Raw genomic sequence first — 16,742 nt, forward strand, 5'->3', positions numbered from 1 at the left:
CAATCAGATTTTAAAAAAAGAGGAAGAAAAGCTCTTCCCCTTTTGGGCTAAAATTATTTGGTTACTGGTGTTAATTTAGAAAGGTTAATGGCTGCTTGCGGCCAAGTGAATACAGCTGGTGAATTATATGGATTATCTGCATTTGGCCAGCCTGTGTAGTTTTTCGTTGTATATTCGTACCAAGTCTCACCATAGAATAAAGGCATGACTGGAACTTGATTTATCATAATGTCTTCAATTTTGGCCATCGCTTCTTTTTGTTTAGCTAGATCCGTAGTTGATTTATAATCATTTAAAGCTTGTTCTGTCGCTGGGTCATCCCAACCTTCAGGATTCCAGCCACCATTTTTACTAAGCATATCTTTGAATGTTTTGTAAGATGTTGCTCCTGTATTCGTCCAGCCAATGGCTAGGTCAAACTTTTTATTTTGAAGATTGCTTTGATAAGCTCCAAATTGCGGTTGTTGAACTTTTACATCCATTCCGATTTGCTTCAGATCTTGAGAGATCAACATACAAGCTTGAACCCAGTCTGACCATCCTGAAACCACTTGAAGAGTAAAGCTTAATTTTTGGCCTGCTGGTGAAACATAGATACCATCCTTGCCCTTTTTATAACCAGCATCCTGCAGCAGCTTTTCAGCACCTGTTAAATCCTGTTTAAACGTAAGATTTGCATATTTAGGATCGATGAGATCTTTATCACGAGGTTGTACGCCAGTTGGGTTAAGAGGCTCAGTATAGCCGTACTCAGCTTGTTTGCCAATCTTGTCACGGTCAATTGCCATGTTTATAGCTTTTCGGACATTAACATCTTTAAGAATTGGATTCTTTAAGTTAGGATACAGCTGAATAGCTGAACCTGCTGGGAACCAATAGTGGAAGTCTGGGTCCTTAGATGCATAAACTTTGTCAACGTCTGGTATAAACATTCCTGCCCAATCAAGCTCCCCATTTACCAAAGCTAATTGAGCACTTTCGTTTGAGTTGTAAGCATTGAATATAATTTCTGGAACTTTATAGTTTGCGGCATCGAAGCGATTAGAAGATGTTTATATCGAAATACTTTTATATGGCTAAGGAATGGTCAACGCTTCTGGTTCTATCCGGTCTTTGTAGGACGCACATCTGTTTCAGGGTTTAGATGGACCGGGAGATTCTGGAATTATTTTGGTGTCAGCTTAAATCAAATCACTTCATTCACTTGCTTTTAGTTAGATTTGCATGAAAAAAATCCCCTCAGGCGATCAGTAATTTTGTAACTCATTACTATCTACCTTAAGGGGATTATATCAACCGCGATGATTACCTGATCTCTGCGATATTATCGTTTGCTTTCCCAAAGACGTTCGATTTGTTCAAGTGATTTACCTTTCGTCTCAGGGACGAATTTGATGCAAAAGATAACGGCAATGAAAGATATCACAGCAAACATCCAGAACGTTGCGGATGTACCGATTCCCTCCAAAAGCATAGGGAATGTCTGTGAAACTACAAAATCAGCCAGCCACAAACAGAACGATGCAATCGCTGTTGCACGGCCTCTAATACGAGTTGGGAATAATTCTGAGATCATAACCCACACGACAGGACCGAAGGAAATGGCAAACGATGCTACGTATAAAAGAATAAAGAATAAGATTAGGTATCCGGACATATTCCCGGAATGGAAGCCATAACCAACAGCAAACAAACAAATCGTCATGGATACGGATCCAATCAGAAGCAGAGCCTTTCTGCCAATGATGTCGATAAGCCAAAGCGCAACCAGCGTAAACACAAAATTGACAACGCCTACTAGTATCGTCTGAGTTAGCGCTGCATTTGTACCGGCACCTGTTTGTTTGAAAATTTCAGGAGCATAGTACATGATCGCATTAATTCCCGTAATCTGCTGAAGAATAGCGAGAATGACACCCACCAAGAGCGGCAGTCTAAGAGCCGGTTTAAATACTTCTTTAATGGAAGCCGCTTCTTCTTCCTTCAAATTCATAATTTCATGAAGCTCTGATTTGGCAGCTTCTTTACCATTCATTCTTTCAAGGATATCCAGTGCGCGGACTTCTTGTTTTTGTTTCATAAGCCAGCGTGGAGTTTCTGGGATAAACAAAAGAAGCAGAATGTAGATCAGTCCTGGAGCAATTCCAAAACCTAACATATAGCGCCAAGCTGAAGAGATATCCCACGCATCATCGCCGTATCCTGCAATTGCCGCATTAATAAAAAATGTAACAAATATGCCGGTAACTACGGCGAATTGGTAAATGGACACTAACCGGCCACGATTTCGGGCAGGAGCAATTTCAGCAATATATAGTGGGGATAACGTGGAAGCCATACCAACTCCAAGCCCCCCGATCATTCTGGCAACAACCAAACCTGTCACACTAGTCGGAATAGCTGAACCAACAGAACCAATGACGAACAAAATAGCCGAAACGATTAGCATTTTCTTACGACCGAATTTATCACTTAATACCCCAGAAGATGCGGCACCAATTGTAGCGCCGACGATTAGGCTTGAAACCATCCATCCGAGCATACCGGCACTTAGGTCAAACCGGTCTCGAATAAAGCCCATTGCGCCGGAAATAACAGCGGTATCATAACCGAATAGAAAACCGCCGATGGCAGCTACAACAGCGTAAAAAGTCGCAATTTGGGAAAACGATTTTCTTTTTGACTTCGTAGTATTCAAAATCCTTGCTCCTTTTAATAGTATGAATTTGGTGAGATCTGGTACTGCAAGCCCTTGCAGTCGCGGTTGCGGTCTATTAAAAGACATTTATTAATAATAGTTGCAACCGTTATTTTTGTCAAAAGTTTTAACGAAATTATCGCCCATATTCTAAACATTCCCAATAAAGCCAAAATTATTTGCTATCGATAAAAAACATTGCTGATGTCCATTTGATACGACACTCCAGGATCATATATAATTGACGCATAACAATTCGGCAAAATCGGACAATATTTGCCAATATTTGCATTGATTGCGGCTGGGATTGTAGAAAGGGATGAGTTCGTATGTTGGTTTTAATCAGTGTAATCGTTGGCGTTATCATCGCAGCTGTTCTATTTATGAAGTTGTATCCGACTTTCGGGCAAAAACCATCAAAAGAAAAGGTAAAAACATACAACAAACTTGAAAACTTCGCTAACGGTAAATTTGTAAATCAAATAACTACATCTTCGATGGATAACAATTTTAGTACAACGCTCTCTTTATTGAAGGAATATATTAAAGGCAATCCAAATTCCAAACCGCATGGCTCTATTCCAATTGAACGTCCGGGAACAGCATTTCATAAAGATGATAAAACCAAAATAACTTGGTTTGGTCATTCTGCTCTCCTGCTCGAAATGGAAGGAAAAATTTTATTATTAGATCCGATGCTCGGCAAATCCCCTTCTCCGTTCCCATTCGTAGGAAGCGGTCGATACAGTAAAGTACTGCCTATTGAAATTGAAGAACTGCCTCTGATCGATGCCGTCATTTATTCTCACGACCATTACGATCATTTGGATTATGAATCTGTGCTCAAGCTAAAAGATAAGGTTAATCAATTCATCGTGCCACTCGGCGTTGGCAGTCATCTTGAGAGATGGGGCATTGAATCTACCCGAATTAAAGAATGCAATTGGTGGGATGAATTTGAATTTTCTGGTCTTACTTTTGTCAGCACGCCGGCTAGACATTTTTCAGGAAGAAGTTTATTGGATCGGAACTCAACGTTGTGGTGTTCATGGGTCATTATTGGACAACATACGAAAATCTATTACAGTGCGGATAGCGGATATGGCCCGCACTTTAAACAGATTGGACAGAAATACGGACCTTTCGATATGACACTCATGGAATGCGGACAATACGATAAACGTTGGGCAAATATACATATGTTTCCTGAACAGACAGTTCAAGCACACCTTGATGTAAAGGGGAAAGTCATGATTCCAGTTCACTGGGCGGCTTTTACACTATCCTTCCATGACTGGACAGACCCGATTGAACGTGTCCTGAAAGCAGCCAAGGAACGGGGCGTGGCCATCTCTACCCCGAAAATTGGTGAGAAAGTGATTGTAGGCTCATCTGAATATCCTACCTCTACTTGGTGGAGATTAGCTGATTAAGCTTTGAAAACAACAGGCGATCCTTTCCGATATTTATTCGAGAGAGATCGCCTGTTTTGTATACTGCAGAAAATTGTGTAACTTGTATTATTTTACAAAATGTATTTTCCTATCAATTGGTGTCCGTTCTTTAGCAATAGGTACCTCTTCTGGATAGCCTACTCCCAATAAAGCGACTACATCGTATTCCTCTGTAATTCCTAATATTTGTCTAGCTGTCGGAGTGATGCCTAAAGAAGACCAAGACGTACCAATTCCTGATGACCACGCTATAAGATTAAAATTTTGAATAAAACACGAAACAGCAACCATATTCTCATCGGTTTCTACTTTTGAGGAGCCGCGCTTGGACAAAATCGCTAATACAACAGGAGCATCTCCAAAATTGCGTTTATGATTTAATTTTTCCCTTGCCTCTGTTCCTACAAATAAAATTTCCCACGGCTCTGTAAGTCTATGGTTCGGAGCCATACTTGCCGAGTGCAGCCAAGATTTTATCTGCTCTAAATCTACCTTGTCCGGTTTAAATTTCTTGATGTTCCGACGACTCTCAATTAATTGTTGTATTTCCAATTTTGGCTCTCTCCTTCTATTTCCTTATTCATATTCAGCTTTAGATATACCCTCTCAATCAAATATAGCCATGTCACCAATGATGTATACCGATTTCTGCTTTTCAATCCACTTCTCATATCATATGCAAAATAAATATTCTTTGACTGAATGAATATATTAACAGGTTCTCTTTTGAGGTACAAAATTAATATTGACACGCAAAATGGCCTGCAAATTAACAATCAATTTGGCATGCCATTTTTGTTGTTATATCAAAATTTTCAGAAAAACGAATTGGCTGGTAATCGGTAATGAATTCCTTGAATCTTTCTTTTCGTATATATCGCTACTCAATCACGATATATTGTTCCAATCAGTGGGAGCATCTCCTGAAAAACATTAGCCATCCTTTAGAATGAGTATAACTTATTCACGTTTTCGATTTCCTTGAATTCAACAATGATTTCATCCGAACCCCCATCACATCAGGTAGCTCGTTAGGAAATATAAGCGGGGATTAGATATTACAAATGGTCTAATACTAATTATCAGCTTTTTTTTGCACGCAAATAACAAGCCTCTTTTAGTAAATGATTTGATACCTTTCACCAATCAGCTTGGAAATGCTAGCGTGACCGTCTTTTCGGTTCGACGCATGATCAAGACGGATAGTGTTATCTGTGTTTCCACATGTTTTGAAGTCATATCCCTACACCTTCATAAATAAATCCCGCTTCGTTTAATCGATGTCCGACCAAAAAATTACGGGTATCCAATAGGTACGGAGACCTCATTTTCTGATGTACTAGATTCCAATCCAGCGCAGCGTATTCGTTCCAATGCGTAATTAAAACAATCGCGTCCGCTCGCTCAGCTACATCTTCAGCCCTGTAGCAATAGCGGATCGGTAAATGTTCGTTTAACTTACGAAACATGGCCATTCCTTTTGGGTCATGAGCCGAGATGTTTGCTCCCATTGCGATTAATTTGCTGATAATGTAAGAAGACTGCGTATGACGCGCATCATCCGTATTCGGTTTAAATGTAAGTCCAAGAATGCCGATGTTTTTTCCATGTAACGTTTTTAACTGGCGTCTAAGCTTGATGATGCAGCTTTCATGCATTTTCAAATTAGACTCAATAGCGGCTTCCACTAATGTTAGATCTGTTCCGTATTTCCGGCTCGTTTCCAGTAATTCTGACGTATCTTTGGGAAAGCAACTGCCACCCCATCCGCTGGATACTTGAAGAAACTTTTCGCCAATACGAGAATCCAAGCCCATGCCTTTGGCTACATCCAGAACATTTGCCCCAAGCGTTTCACAAAGTCTTGCGACCTCATTGATATAACTGATTTTAATGGCCAAAAATGCGTTCGATACATATTTAATCATTTCAGCACTTTTTGCATCAGTCTCAAAATATACTGCCTTCGGGGATTTAGGATTCCTCTTAACAGCAACTATCTTAGACAGTTCACTGTAATTTATATTTTCAAACAGGTCATGGTACAATTTCCTCATGACGGTTCTTGCTTCGGGATGATTTGTGCCGATTACAATTCGGTCCGGGAAAAACACATCTTCTAGCGCGTAACCTTCCCGTAGAAATTCAGGATTGCTGACAACGGTAAATTGTTTGTTGTTACTTAATGTCGAAGCTTCTTCAATGATCGACGCTACAAGATCGGAAGTACCGACTGGAACGGTAGATTTATTGACAATCACAGTGAAATGCTCCGGATTCAAATGTTCGCCGATAGATCGCGCTGCCTCCTTTACATACTTCAACCCTGCCGTCCCGTCTGCCTCCGCCGGAGTGCCGACTGTAATAAACACGATATGAGCGTTAGAAACTTCATTATAAGAAGTCGATGCATTTAATAGCTTCCGGTCTATGACATGCTTGAGTAATGCATCCAATCCCGGTTCGAAGATGGGGCTTTTTCCGCTATTAATCATCTGGACCTTCTCAGAGTCGATGTCTATGACCGTAGTATGCTGGCCTAAAGCGGCGAAGGCAGCCCCGGTCACTGTACCGACATAGCCTGATCCGATACAAACGATATTCATGTTCATCCTCCTTTCTGTTTCTCAATTTGCGATCGGTATACTGTGATCGTGCGCAATAATCCTTCCTCTAAACTGATTTTTGGCTCCCAACCCAACAATTTTTTTGCTTTTTCTATTACAGGACGGCGCATCCTAGGATCGTCCTTTGGAAGCTGACGGAAGGTGATTTTACACGATGAATGTGTTAATTTTTTAACTAAATTCGCTAGCTCGAGAATGGAATATTCTATAGGATTACCGATGTTAATGATCTCACCGTTTGCTTTGTCCGATTCCATCATAAGCAGCAAGGCTTGTATAGTATCATCCACATAACAAAATGAACGGGTTTGTGATCCATCACCATAAACGGTAATATCTCTTTGCTGAAGAGCTTGCATTACAAAATTCGAAATCACTCTGCCGTCATCATTTCGCAAGCCAGCCGAATATGTGTTAAAAATGCGTGCCACTTTCACTGGTAGCTGGTAGCGGTGATAATATTCGTAACAGTATACTTCCCCTAGTCTTTTCGACTCATCGTAACAGGCTCTAGGCCCCCACGTATTTACGTTTCCATGATATTCTTCATGCTGAGGATGCACCTCCGGGTCACCATATGCTTCGCTTGTACTTGTATATACGATTTTTGCATTATTTCTTCTGGCTAATTCCAACAAATAATTCGTACCAATGGTATTCACCGCTATCGTTTTGAAAGGATCCTTTTGATAAAATCGTGGAGAAGCAGGAGAAGCCAGGTGATAGATTTCTCCGATCCCCGTCAAGGCGTCCAAAGTTAACACGTCGCTTGAGGTGATGTCCGAATTTATGAATTCGAATTGACCTGATTCTATTAATGGCTTGATGTTCTCCATTTTTCCTGTTGACAAATTATCAATCCCAATGACCTGATTCCCCTTGTGAATCAACTGACTCGCTAAATGAGAACCGAGAAATCCTGCAGAACCAGTAATTAGTGCTTTACGCATTGGGAACCATCCCTTTCCAGCACGGTTTGCTTGAGATATTCGTAAAAACCTTTTTGCAGCGTGTCATGTTTCAGTCCAAAATCCACGATAGCCTTTAAATAACCCAGCTTATCCCCGACATCATACAGCTTCCCTTGAAATGTTTGTGAGTATAAATCCTTCTGCTTTAGAAGTTCTTGTAATGCGTCTGTAAGCTGGATTTCTCCACCCTGCCCAGGCGAAAACTGTTCCAATATGTCAAAAATCTCCGGTTCTAAAATATACCTACCAATGATCGCCAGATTAGATGGGGGATCGATTTTCGGTTTTTCTACTAATCTATTAACCTTATAAAGCTCATCTTTTACGATTTCCCCATCAATGACGCCATAGCCTGAGACATTTGCCCAATCAACCGTCTGTACTGCAATTACCGAAGACTGCAGTTGTTCATAGGTTTGGATTAACTGTTTAAGACATGGGGAATTGTCCACCGTGATGACATCTCCCAAAAGCACGGCAAACGGCTCTTTACCGACAAAATTCCGGGCACACCATACCGCATGACCTAGTCCAAGTGCCTGGTTCTGCCTCACATATTTGATATCAAAACTGGAAATATCCTTTGCAATTTTCAAGAGTTCATGCTTGTTTTGTTTAAATAAATTGAGTTCCAACTTGTCGTTTCTTTCAAAATGATCTTTAATCGCCTGTTTACTGCTGCTGATTACAATAATAATATCCTCAATTCCTGATTCAATTGCTTCCTCCACGATGTACTGGATAGCTGGTTTATCCACGATGGGCAGCATTTCCTTTGGTAACGCTTTGGTTGCGGGGAGAAATCTAGTTCCGAGACCAGCTGCAGGAATAACCGCTTTCTTGATATTGTTGTTTCTCAAAGTCTCTCTTCTCCTTCGTTCTGAATTATGGTTGGATCTGATTCCACCGCTGTTAATAGAGAGTTCACGCCGATATGATAGATGCAACTATTCTTCCTTCAAGTAGCCGTATGGATGATGCAGATGCCATTTCCATGCGGTACGAATAATATCTTCTAGTGTATATTGAGGTTTCCAGCCCATCTCACGGTTTACTTTTTCATAAGAAGCAACTAAGCGCCCAGGATCCCCAGGACGTCGAGCCGCATAGACCACATTCGCTTTTTTGCCTGTTATTTGTTCACACATTTCTATGATTTCTTTTACAGAAAACCCTGAACCAGTTCCCAGATTGTAAACTGCTGTCATCTTCTCTCCGCCAAGCAATCGTTGTAGAGCCCGGATATGAGCGTCTGCCAAATCATTGACATGAATGTAGTCGCGAATGCAAGTACCGTCTGGCGTATCATAGTCAGTCCCAAAGATTGAAACTTTGTCCTGCTTCCCTAATAAGTGAAGAAGGACGTTTGGAATCAGGTGTGTTTCATGTTCATGACATTCACCAATCATTCCAGACGAATGCGCTCCAGCAGCGTTGAAATATCTAAGCGAAATAAAAGAAAGATCGTATGCTTTGGAACAATCGCTTAAAATTTGTTCAACCATTAATTTCGATCGTCCGTACGGATTAACCGGATTCGTCGGACTCCCTTCATGAAGAATGTCAGTATCCGGAATGCCGTAAGTTGCACAAGTAGAAGAGAATATCAATTTTTTGATTTGTTGCCGAAGCATCACTTTCAGCAGTATGGTCGTCGCACTTACATTATTTTCATAATATTTCAGAGGCTGAAGGACAGATTCGCCAACCAAGCAGCTGGATGCAAAATGGATCACCCCCTCGATCGAATAAGTCTTGAATAGTTGTTCTAACGTTTGTTCATCCTTGACATCGCCTTCCCAAAACACAACTCTATCGTCTACCGCTTGACGATGACCGGTCGATAGATTGTCTAGAACCACAACCTCAATATTTTGATCCAGAAGCTGTTTTACCACATGACTACCAATATACCCCGCTCCTCCGGTAACTAAAATCATCGTATCCCTCCTCTATTTCTCTCCCTATGAAAGCTGGTTGGTATATCATATTGAATCTATTTTTGTTCGACACCAGTAAATACCCTTTCATTATGAAAATAGACTGAATAAAGTATATAAGAAGCTGAATCATTAAATATAAAAGAGGTGAATTACATGATTATCTGTTCCGTTGCAGGCGGTAATCATCTTTCCATGGCCAAAGCTTTGGCGAAATCCGTAAAAGTTCATTCGAATCATTGCAAATTCGTATTATGTTTGGTTGAAGAGGAGATCCATCCGGATGCGCTGAATTTCCCTTATTTTGATCATGTTGTACGTGCGAAAGATTTGAATGTACCGAACTTTTATAAATTTGTTTCAAAGTATAACCTGTACGAAGCAGCTTGTGCACTAAAACCGTACCTTCTTCTATACGCAATTGAAGTTTTTAGAAGCGAAAAGAATTATCTTTATTTAGATTCCGATTTATATGTGTACAGTCCATTAGATCGACTTGAAGAGCAATTGAGTAAACATTCCATCCTGCTTACCCCTCATCGTCTGGAACCGCAAGATATTCTTAATTCTATTGACGAAGAGATCGTAAACTTGAAGGACGGTGTATATCAGGCCGGATTTCTAGGATTACGAAAAACGGAGGAATCTATAATGTTTCTCAAATGGTGGGCTGAGCGCAGCTACGATTTTTGCTATGCCGATCCTGACGAAGGATTGTTCCTCGATCAGAAGTGGCTGGATCTTGTGCCTTGCTTTTTTGATGGAGTGCATATTTTGCAGGATCCCGGGTACAACATGGCGAGTTGGAATCTCTCACAAAGGAAATTAACTCGCAACGAAACAAATCAATATATGGTTAACGGTAAGCCTCTAGTCTTTTTCCATTTTTCGGGATTAGGAAAGTGGTTAGACAATAGTATGAGATTACATGCACCTAACAAATCCGACTATATTTACACGCTGGTAGAGGATTTTATCACCGAATATATCAGAATGGGTTATTACAAATATATAAATATCCCGTGGAGCTACAAAAATTTCGATTATGAAGAATATTTAATGAAGCAATTTATGCGGGGGGTACCGTCATGAAGGTTCTTGTCACTGGCGGAGCCGGTTTTATTGGATCCCATATTGTAAATTTGCTGCTGGAACAAGGATACGAGACAGTGGTCTGCGATAATTTCTCCTCTGGAGACCGCAAGCACATACCTGCAGGCGTAAAAATGTACGCAGTCGATCTGGACTCACCCCAGTTGGAACAGATTTTTAAAATAGAATCTCCGAATTATGTTATCCATCAAGCCGCACAAGTCAAGGTAGCCTTGTCCCTTAATGATCCGTTTACCGATGCCGCCAGTAACATTATGGGAACGATTCGTCTGCTCATCTGCTGCCGTAAGTTTGCTGTCAAAAAAATCATCTACGCCTCATCATGCGCAGTCTATGGAGAAGTTGGCGACTGCAGTATTTTGGAGTCCTTTCCAATACAACCGCTATCATTTTACGGTCTATCCAAATATACTTCAGAAGCTTACATTCGTCTCTTTCATGAGCTCTTTGATCTCTCCTATACCATCCTTAGATATTCCAACGTATACGGACCCCGTCAAACATCCTCAGGTGAAGGAGGCGTTATATCCATATTCTCGGAAAATCTGCTTAGAGGTGAATCACCTTCCATCTTTGGAACCGGAGAACAAACCCGTGATTTCATTTATGTGAAAGATGTAGCGGCAGCCAACGTTACTTCACTTCACCAAGGCGAAAATGCGGTTTTCAATATAAGCCGGAATGAAAAAACGAGTATCAATCAACTGTTTGCATTGATGAATACCATCACCAATAAATCACAAACACCCAACTATTTGCCTGCGAGAAACGGGGATATTCAATATAGCAGATTAGATAATAGCAGAGCCCTTCAACTGATGGGCTGGAAACCTATATTTGATTTGCAGACGGGATTGAAAGATACGTTAACCTACTATCAGAAAATATTGAGCAATTAGTTGATTTTCTAGCAAATTGGAAGTTCGTCCTTTCCAATGGTTACTTTCTAGAATATATTAAGCTCGAAATATAACGAGGAAGGATGAACAACAAGATGCAAACCGAAAAAAAAAGAATAGGAATCGTAGGACTGGGATACGTCGGTCTTCCGCTTGCAATCATGTTGGCGGATAAGGGCTTTAATGTTACAGGTATAGATCCCGATTTGCAGAAGCTTGCTAAGCTGGATCAAGGCATCAGTTATATCAATGATATTGAGGATGATAGAATTCAAGCGGTTATATCAGCGAATCAATTTAAAGCTTTATCTGATTTCAACGCATTGAAACAGGTAGAATCCATCGTTATATGCGTTCCTACTCCGTTAACAGAGCAAGGAACACCGGATCTTTCCTATATTCAAAGTGCAGGAGAACAAATCAGCCGAATTCTGCAAAACAATCAACTGATCATTTTGGAAAGCACCACTTATCCGGGAACTACTAGAGAAGTGCTCCTGCCTATTTTGGAGCAAAGCGGTTTGAAAGCAGGAATCGATTTCAACTTGGCTTATTCCCCGGAAAGAATTGATCCAGGCAATAAAAGTTTTACCGTTAACGAAATTCCGAAAATATTAAGCGGTTTAACGCAAGCCTGCAAAGAGAAAGCTTTCGAGCTTTACAGCAAAATATACAAAACCGTTGTCCTTGTATCTTCTACGGAAGTGGCGGAAATGGCCAAAATACTAGAAAACAGTTACCGGTTTATTAATATATCCTTCATTAACGAAATGGCTATTTTATGCGATCATCTCCATCTGGACATTTGGGAAATCATTCAGGCTGCAAATACGAAGCCTTATGGATTCCAAGCATTTTATCCAGGACCCGGGATTGGAGGACATTGTATACCCGTTGATCCGATGTATCTCCAGTGGAAAGCAAAACAAAATCACTATATCAGCAAATTTATTGAATTCTCCGATGCAATGAATCTCGAAATGGTGAAGTATATCGTCAACCGGACTGAACAACTTCTAGTTCACAAAAAGCCATTAAAGGGCGCAAATATATTACTCTACGGTGTAACCTACAAAGGGGATATCGCCGACACAAGAGATTCTGCAGCCTTTTTGATCATTCATGAATTGAAGCAAGCAGGTGCGAATGTTTCTTATCATGATCCTTACATTCCGTCCATTACGATTGATCAAGAAACGTTAAATAGTGTGCAATTAACGGATGCAGTACTCGCAGAAAGCGACTGTCTTATTGTTTTAACAAACCATTCCGCCTTGCCGGCTCAACAAATTCTTGAGCATACTTCACTGGTTTTTGACACGCGTCATACATTATTCGGGCATAAAGGCAAGGCAAAAGTATGTTTTTTGGGAGGAGGAGAACCATGAGGATTGTTGTCACCGGCGGCGCCGGATTCATAGGATCACATCTATCTGAAGCATTGCTGAAAACCGAGCACGAAGTAGTTGTGCTGGATGATTTGTCAAACGGGAAAAAGAAATACATTGCCGAACTCGAAGGGCATCCGCGTTTTCGTTTTGTTCAGGGTTCCATCCTGAATCGTCCGTTGCTCAAACAATTGATGAATCAATGTGATGTAGTATACCACCTGGCAGCAGTACTAGGAGTGAAAAATACTGTTGAAAGTCCGCTTAAAGTCATTGAAGGCAATATTGATGGAACAAGAAATATTCTGGAACTCGCTTGGGAGAAACAAATTAAGGTCGTGTTCGCTTCTACATCCGAGATTTATGGAAAAAACGAAAAGCTCCCATTCACTGAAGAATCCGATCGTGTCCTTGGGCCCCCGCAAGTTCATCGGTGGTGCTACGCTACAGCTAAAGCGATTGATGAACATATGTGCTTTGCTTATGCCGACAAAGGTTTACCGGTTACCATCATACGATTCTTTAACACTTACGGACCACGTCAAACCTCGACACAGTATGGAGGTGTTATACCTAAATTTATTGTTGCCGCATTAAACAATAAAGACATCACGGTTTATGGAGACGGTGAGCAAATGCGTTGTTTTACCTACATCCACGATACAGTTAGAGGGATCATTCCATGTATGGAACCCGCATTCGACAAACATGCTTTCAATATCGGAACAACCTATCGCTTAACGATAAATGATTTGGCTTACAAGATAAAGGAACTGACCGGATCTTCATCCTCCATTGTCCATCTTCCCTATGAATTGGCATATGGGCCTGGGTATGAGGATATGAAAAATCGGCTGCCCGATATTAGCAAGGCGAAATTGATGCTTGGCTACAGTCCGAAGGTTAATATTGAACAAGGGCTGCTGCAAACGATTGCTTGGTACAGGGAATCGAATCCTATAGAAGTTGATTAGCTCAGAAAGGGTGAGATAATGAGAATTTTATTGGCGTGTTACTTTTATCTTCCGTCAACAGCAGGGTTATGGCCTTATGTGAGGGAGCTTAAACAAGCCTTGGAACGCGCGGGACATGAAGTCGATATTTTCACTCACCATCCCGATGTTTTAAAATACTATATCATCAATAATGGAAATTATCTTATGAAATACAAAGTCAAATACCAGGTGCAAGAAAAGCTTAATCCGCTGTACGATCGATACTTTCCGGGACTCGATCCCCAAGTCAAAGATTATGAATACGAACGGATCAGTTTTGAAGTTGCGGCAGCGTGCTTCGATCTATGGAAATACGATTTGATCCATACCCAAGATGTCATCTCAACCCGGGCTATGTTGCATGTGAAGCCAAAACATATCCCACTAATCGCCACCATTCATGGAGCATTTGCCAACGAACAGCTTCTGCAGGGTGAAATTAAAGGGAAAGATACCATTCGGTGGCATTACGCTTATACTCGTGATTATGTCGGATCAATCTCTAGTGATTATATTATCGTTCCTTCAAATTGGCTAAAAAAAATACTGGTTGATGAATACAAAGTGCCGAGTGAAAAGATCGAGGTGGTACCGTACGGAATTGACTTTGAAGCATTTACAAACAGAATGGAAAAAGATTCGTTACTGGGCCCGCCGCACAATAAAACGATCATCGCTTGTACAGCTCGCCTTTCTGCAGAAAAGGGCCATAAATATTTGCTAGGAGCATTAGCAAAATTGAAGCAGGAACGTGACGATTGGGTATGTTGGTTAATCGGTGATGGTGTGCTACGCGAGGAATTGGAGCTACAAGCGAAAAAATTGAATCTAGATCAAAATGTACTGTTCATGGGCAAACAAAATAACGTGCCGGCTTTGCTTAAACTGGTCGATATTTGCTTACTTCCCAGTATTCAGGACAATCTTCCTTTTGCCGTGATGGAAGCACAATTAGCAGGTAAGCCGATTATCGTTACGGATGCAGGAGGATTGCCGGAAATGGTACAGCATCGAGTGACGGGATTAGTAGCCAAGATAGGCAACAGCGAATCGTTATATCAAAATATTAAAGAAATTATGGGAAATAAGACCCTTCAGAAGACTCTCAGCAATAATGGAAGAGAATTCGGGATAAACCAATGGCCGATTGAAAAAATGATTACCCGTTTATTCAACATTTATGAGAAGATTTTCTACACAAAAAATAAAGGGACATTAATAACCCATACCAAAAGTAAAGAAACAAATTCGCCGTTAATCAGCGAACAGCTCTATGAACTGCCTACTCCCTTTGACTTTCATGATTATGGGAATCTGTGGCAAAGGATGTTACCCAAATTACCGAAAGAGTATTCTCTGCTCGATCAAAACTTTATAGAGGTGTTAAAAACATATAAAAACTACAGTTCATAGCAAAACGATCGTCTGATCATTATAGATAAGGTGGTGAATTGTGAATGATTATATGCACAGTTACAGCAGCCAATCATCTTGCTTATGCGCAGGTACTGGTCAAATCAGTGAAAGCTCATGTCAAAGATTGCAGATTTGTATTTTGTCTAGTGGAAAATGGCCTTCATCCTGATGCAGCAAGTTTTGAATGTATGGATGATGTTGTATTGGCTAAAAATTTGGAAATCCCTGACTTTGAAGAGCTAGTAACGAAAAGAGACATTTATGGAATGACCACGATTTTGAAGCCCTACTTGCTTCTACACTTATTTGATCGCTATGCGGATGAAACAAAATTCATATATTTAGATGCTGATATACGCGTTTATAGTTCTTTTGATGAACTCGACAAGCTGTTAAACCGTTATTCCATCATTTTAACACCCCATCGTTTGGAGCCTCAGAATTATTTAAATTCCATTGAAGAAGAGCTGGTCAATTTGAAGGATGGTGTCTTTCAAGTAGGATTCCTCGGATTAAGCAAAACAGCAGAGTCCAGACGGTTTCTTAAATGGTGGGCTGCCCGATGCCATGATTACGCCATTATTGATTACAAGAAGGGCCTGTTCTTGGATCAAAAATGGTTGAATCACGTGCCTAGTTTTTTTAAAGAAGTTTATATTTTACGAGATCCCAGCTATCATATGGCCAGCTGGAATCTTTCACAAAGGAGGCTGACTCGAAAAGGTAAGGATCAGTATTACGTTAATGGCAGGCCGCTCGTTTTTTTTCATTTTTCAGGAACCGGGAGATGGCTGGATAAAAGCATCCGTCTGCATACAAGTGACGATAACGTGCAAAAACTCGTAGATCAATATCAAGATGATTTACTAAGTACGGGTCACAATAACTTTAAGAATATTCCTTGGGATTATGAAATGATCATGCGTTACGAAGAAAGAAATAAGAGGCCAGCCATTGAGATGAACTCCACACATGAAGAAAACAGAGTTCCTATATTGGAGTCAGAAAGTCCAAATCTTTCCGATAATATGTCTTCGCCCATCTTACTGAAGGAAGAAATTCAAACAAATCAAGCGTTTATTAAAATCATTAAAATCTGGAATAATATCATAACATTTCTTAAATTAGTGATTTTCAGAAGAAAATGAATTATTAGCTCCTGATCAATTACAGGGACTTATGCCCCTGGCTACTCGTGGATTATACTTTTCAATAATCCTGTTAAAAGAATCTTAGTAGCT

General features: G+C 40.5%; 13 protein-coding genes and 1 pseudogene. 7 read left to right on the forward strand and 7 right to left on the reverse strand.

All coding sequences use genetic code 11. From position 1 onward, the window contains the following. Positions 1–53: 53 nt before the first annotated feature. A pseudogene (locus tag J2Z20_RS05520) lies at positions 54–1,013 on the reverse strand (ABC transporter substrate-binding protein); the annotation flags it as partial. Positions 1,014–1,324: 311 nt separating this feature from the next. Continuing rightward, complete coding sequence (locus J2Z20_RS05525; protein WP_415640002.1) at positions 1,325–2,701, reverse strand: sugar porter family MFS transporter; 1,377 nt, start codon at positions 2,699–2,701, stop codon at positions 1,325–1,327. Between the two features lie 326 nt (positions 2,702–3,027). On the opposite strand from J2Z20_RS05525, the gene J2Z20_RS05530 reads away from it, so the two are divergent. After that, entirely contained in the window at positions 3,028–4,131 is a 1,104-nt protein-coding gene (locus tag J2Z20_RS05530) for an MBL fold metallo-hydrolase (RefSeq protein ID WP_209846218.1), read from the forward strand. Positions 4,132–4,218: 87 nt separating this feature from the next. Here J2Z20_RS05530 and J2Z20_RS05535 read toward each other — a convergent pair whose 3' ends face one another. From J2Z20_RS05535 to galE, 5 genes are all read right to left on the reverse strand, one after another. Further along, the gene (locus J2Z20_RS05535) at positions 4,219–4,704 is read right to left on the reverse strand and encodes a nitroreductase family protein (RefSeq protein ID WP_209846220.1); all 486 of its coding nucleotides are present in this window, start codon (positions 4,702–4,704) and stop codon (positions 4,219–4,221) included. Positions 4,705–5,387: 683 nt separating this feature from the next. Beyond that, on the reverse strand, positions 5,388–6,758 hold the full coding sequence (locus J2Z20_RS05540) for a UDP-glucose dehydrogenase family protein (RefSeq protein WP_209846224.1): 1,371 nt from the start codon (positions 6,756–6,758) through the stop codon (positions 5,388–5,390). 2 nt (positions 6,759–6,760) lie between these two features. Continuing rightward, positions 6,761–7,729, reverse strand: coding sequence for a GDP-mannose 4,6-dehydratase (locus J2Z20_RS05545; protein ID WP_209846229.1), 969 nt, complete (start codon positions 7,727–7,729; stop codon positions 6,761–6,763). Then, positions 7,714–8,610, reverse strand: a complete 897-nt coding sequence (gene galU / locus J2Z20_RS05550) for a UTP--glucose-1-phosphate uridylyltransferase GalU (RefSeq protein ID WP_245251870.1) — start codon at positions 8,608–8,610, stop codon at positions 7,714–7,716. Before galU ends, J2Z20_RS05545 begins: the two co-directional genes overlap by 16 nt. A gap of 87 nt (positions 8,611–8,697) precedes the next feature. After that, a complete protein-coding gene (gene galE / locus J2Z20_RS05555) occupies positions 8,698–9,690 on the reverse strand; it encodes a UDP-glucose 4-epimerase GalE (protein ID WP_209846231.1) in 993 nt (330 codons plus the stop codon). Between the two features lie 156 nt (positions 9,691–9,846). On the opposite strand from galE, the gene J2Z20_RS05560 reads away from it, so the two are divergent. From J2Z20_RS05560 to J2Z20_RS05585, 6 genes are all read left to right on the forward strand, one after another. After that, positions 9,847–10,782: a glycosyltransferase family protein gene (locus tag J2Z20_RS05560; RefSeq protein WP_209846234.1), complete on the forward strand. Its 936-nt coding sequence runs from the start codon at positions 9,847–9,849 to the stop codon at positions 10,780–10,782. Then, positions 10,779–11,702: an NAD-dependent epimerase/dehydratase family protein gene (locus J2Z20_RS05565; protein WP_209846237.1), complete on the forward strand. Its 924-nt coding sequence runs from the start codon at positions 10,779–10,781 to the stop codon at positions 11,700–11,702. Before J2Z20_RS05560 ends, J2Z20_RS05565 begins: the two co-directional genes overlap by 4 nt. Positions 11,703–11,797: 95 nt before the next feature. Beyond that, the gene (locus J2Z20_RS05570) at positions 11,798–13,090 is read left to right on the forward strand and encodes a nucleotide sugar dehydrogenase (RefSeq protein ID WP_209846240.1); all 1,293 of its coding nucleotides are present in this window, start codon (positions 11,798–11,800) and stop codon (positions 13,088–13,090) included. Continuing rightward, positions 13,087–14,064 (forward strand): NAD-dependent epimerase/dehydratase family protein, encoded by a 978-nt coding sequence (locus J2Z20_RS05575; RefSeq protein WP_209846243.1) that lies wholly within the window; start codon positions 13,087–13,089, stop codon positions 14,062–14,064. Before J2Z20_RS05570 ends, J2Z20_RS05575 begins: the two co-directional genes overlap by 4 nt. A gap of 18 nt (positions 14,065–14,082) precedes the next feature. Continuing rightward, positions 14,083–15,498 carry a glycosyltransferase family 4 protein gene (locus J2Z20_RS05580; RefSeq protein WP_209846246.1) on the forward strand — a complete coding sequence of 472 codons (1,416 nt, stop codon included), beginning with the start codon at positions 14,083–14,085 and terminating at the stop codon, positions 15,496–15,498. A gap of 44 nt (positions 15,499–15,542) precedes the next feature. Further along, complete coding sequence (locus J2Z20_RS05585; protein WP_209846252.1) at positions 15,543–16,649, forward strand: glycosyltransferase family protein; 1,107 nt, start codon at positions 15,543–15,545, stop codon at positions 16,647–16,649. Positions 16,650–16,742: the final 93 nt, after the last annotated feature.

The organism is Paenibacillus sediminis (assembly GCF_017873765.1).
GTDB lineage: Bacteria > Bacillota > Bacilli > Paenibacillales > Paenibacillaceae > Paenibacillus_AG > Paenibacillus_AG sediminis.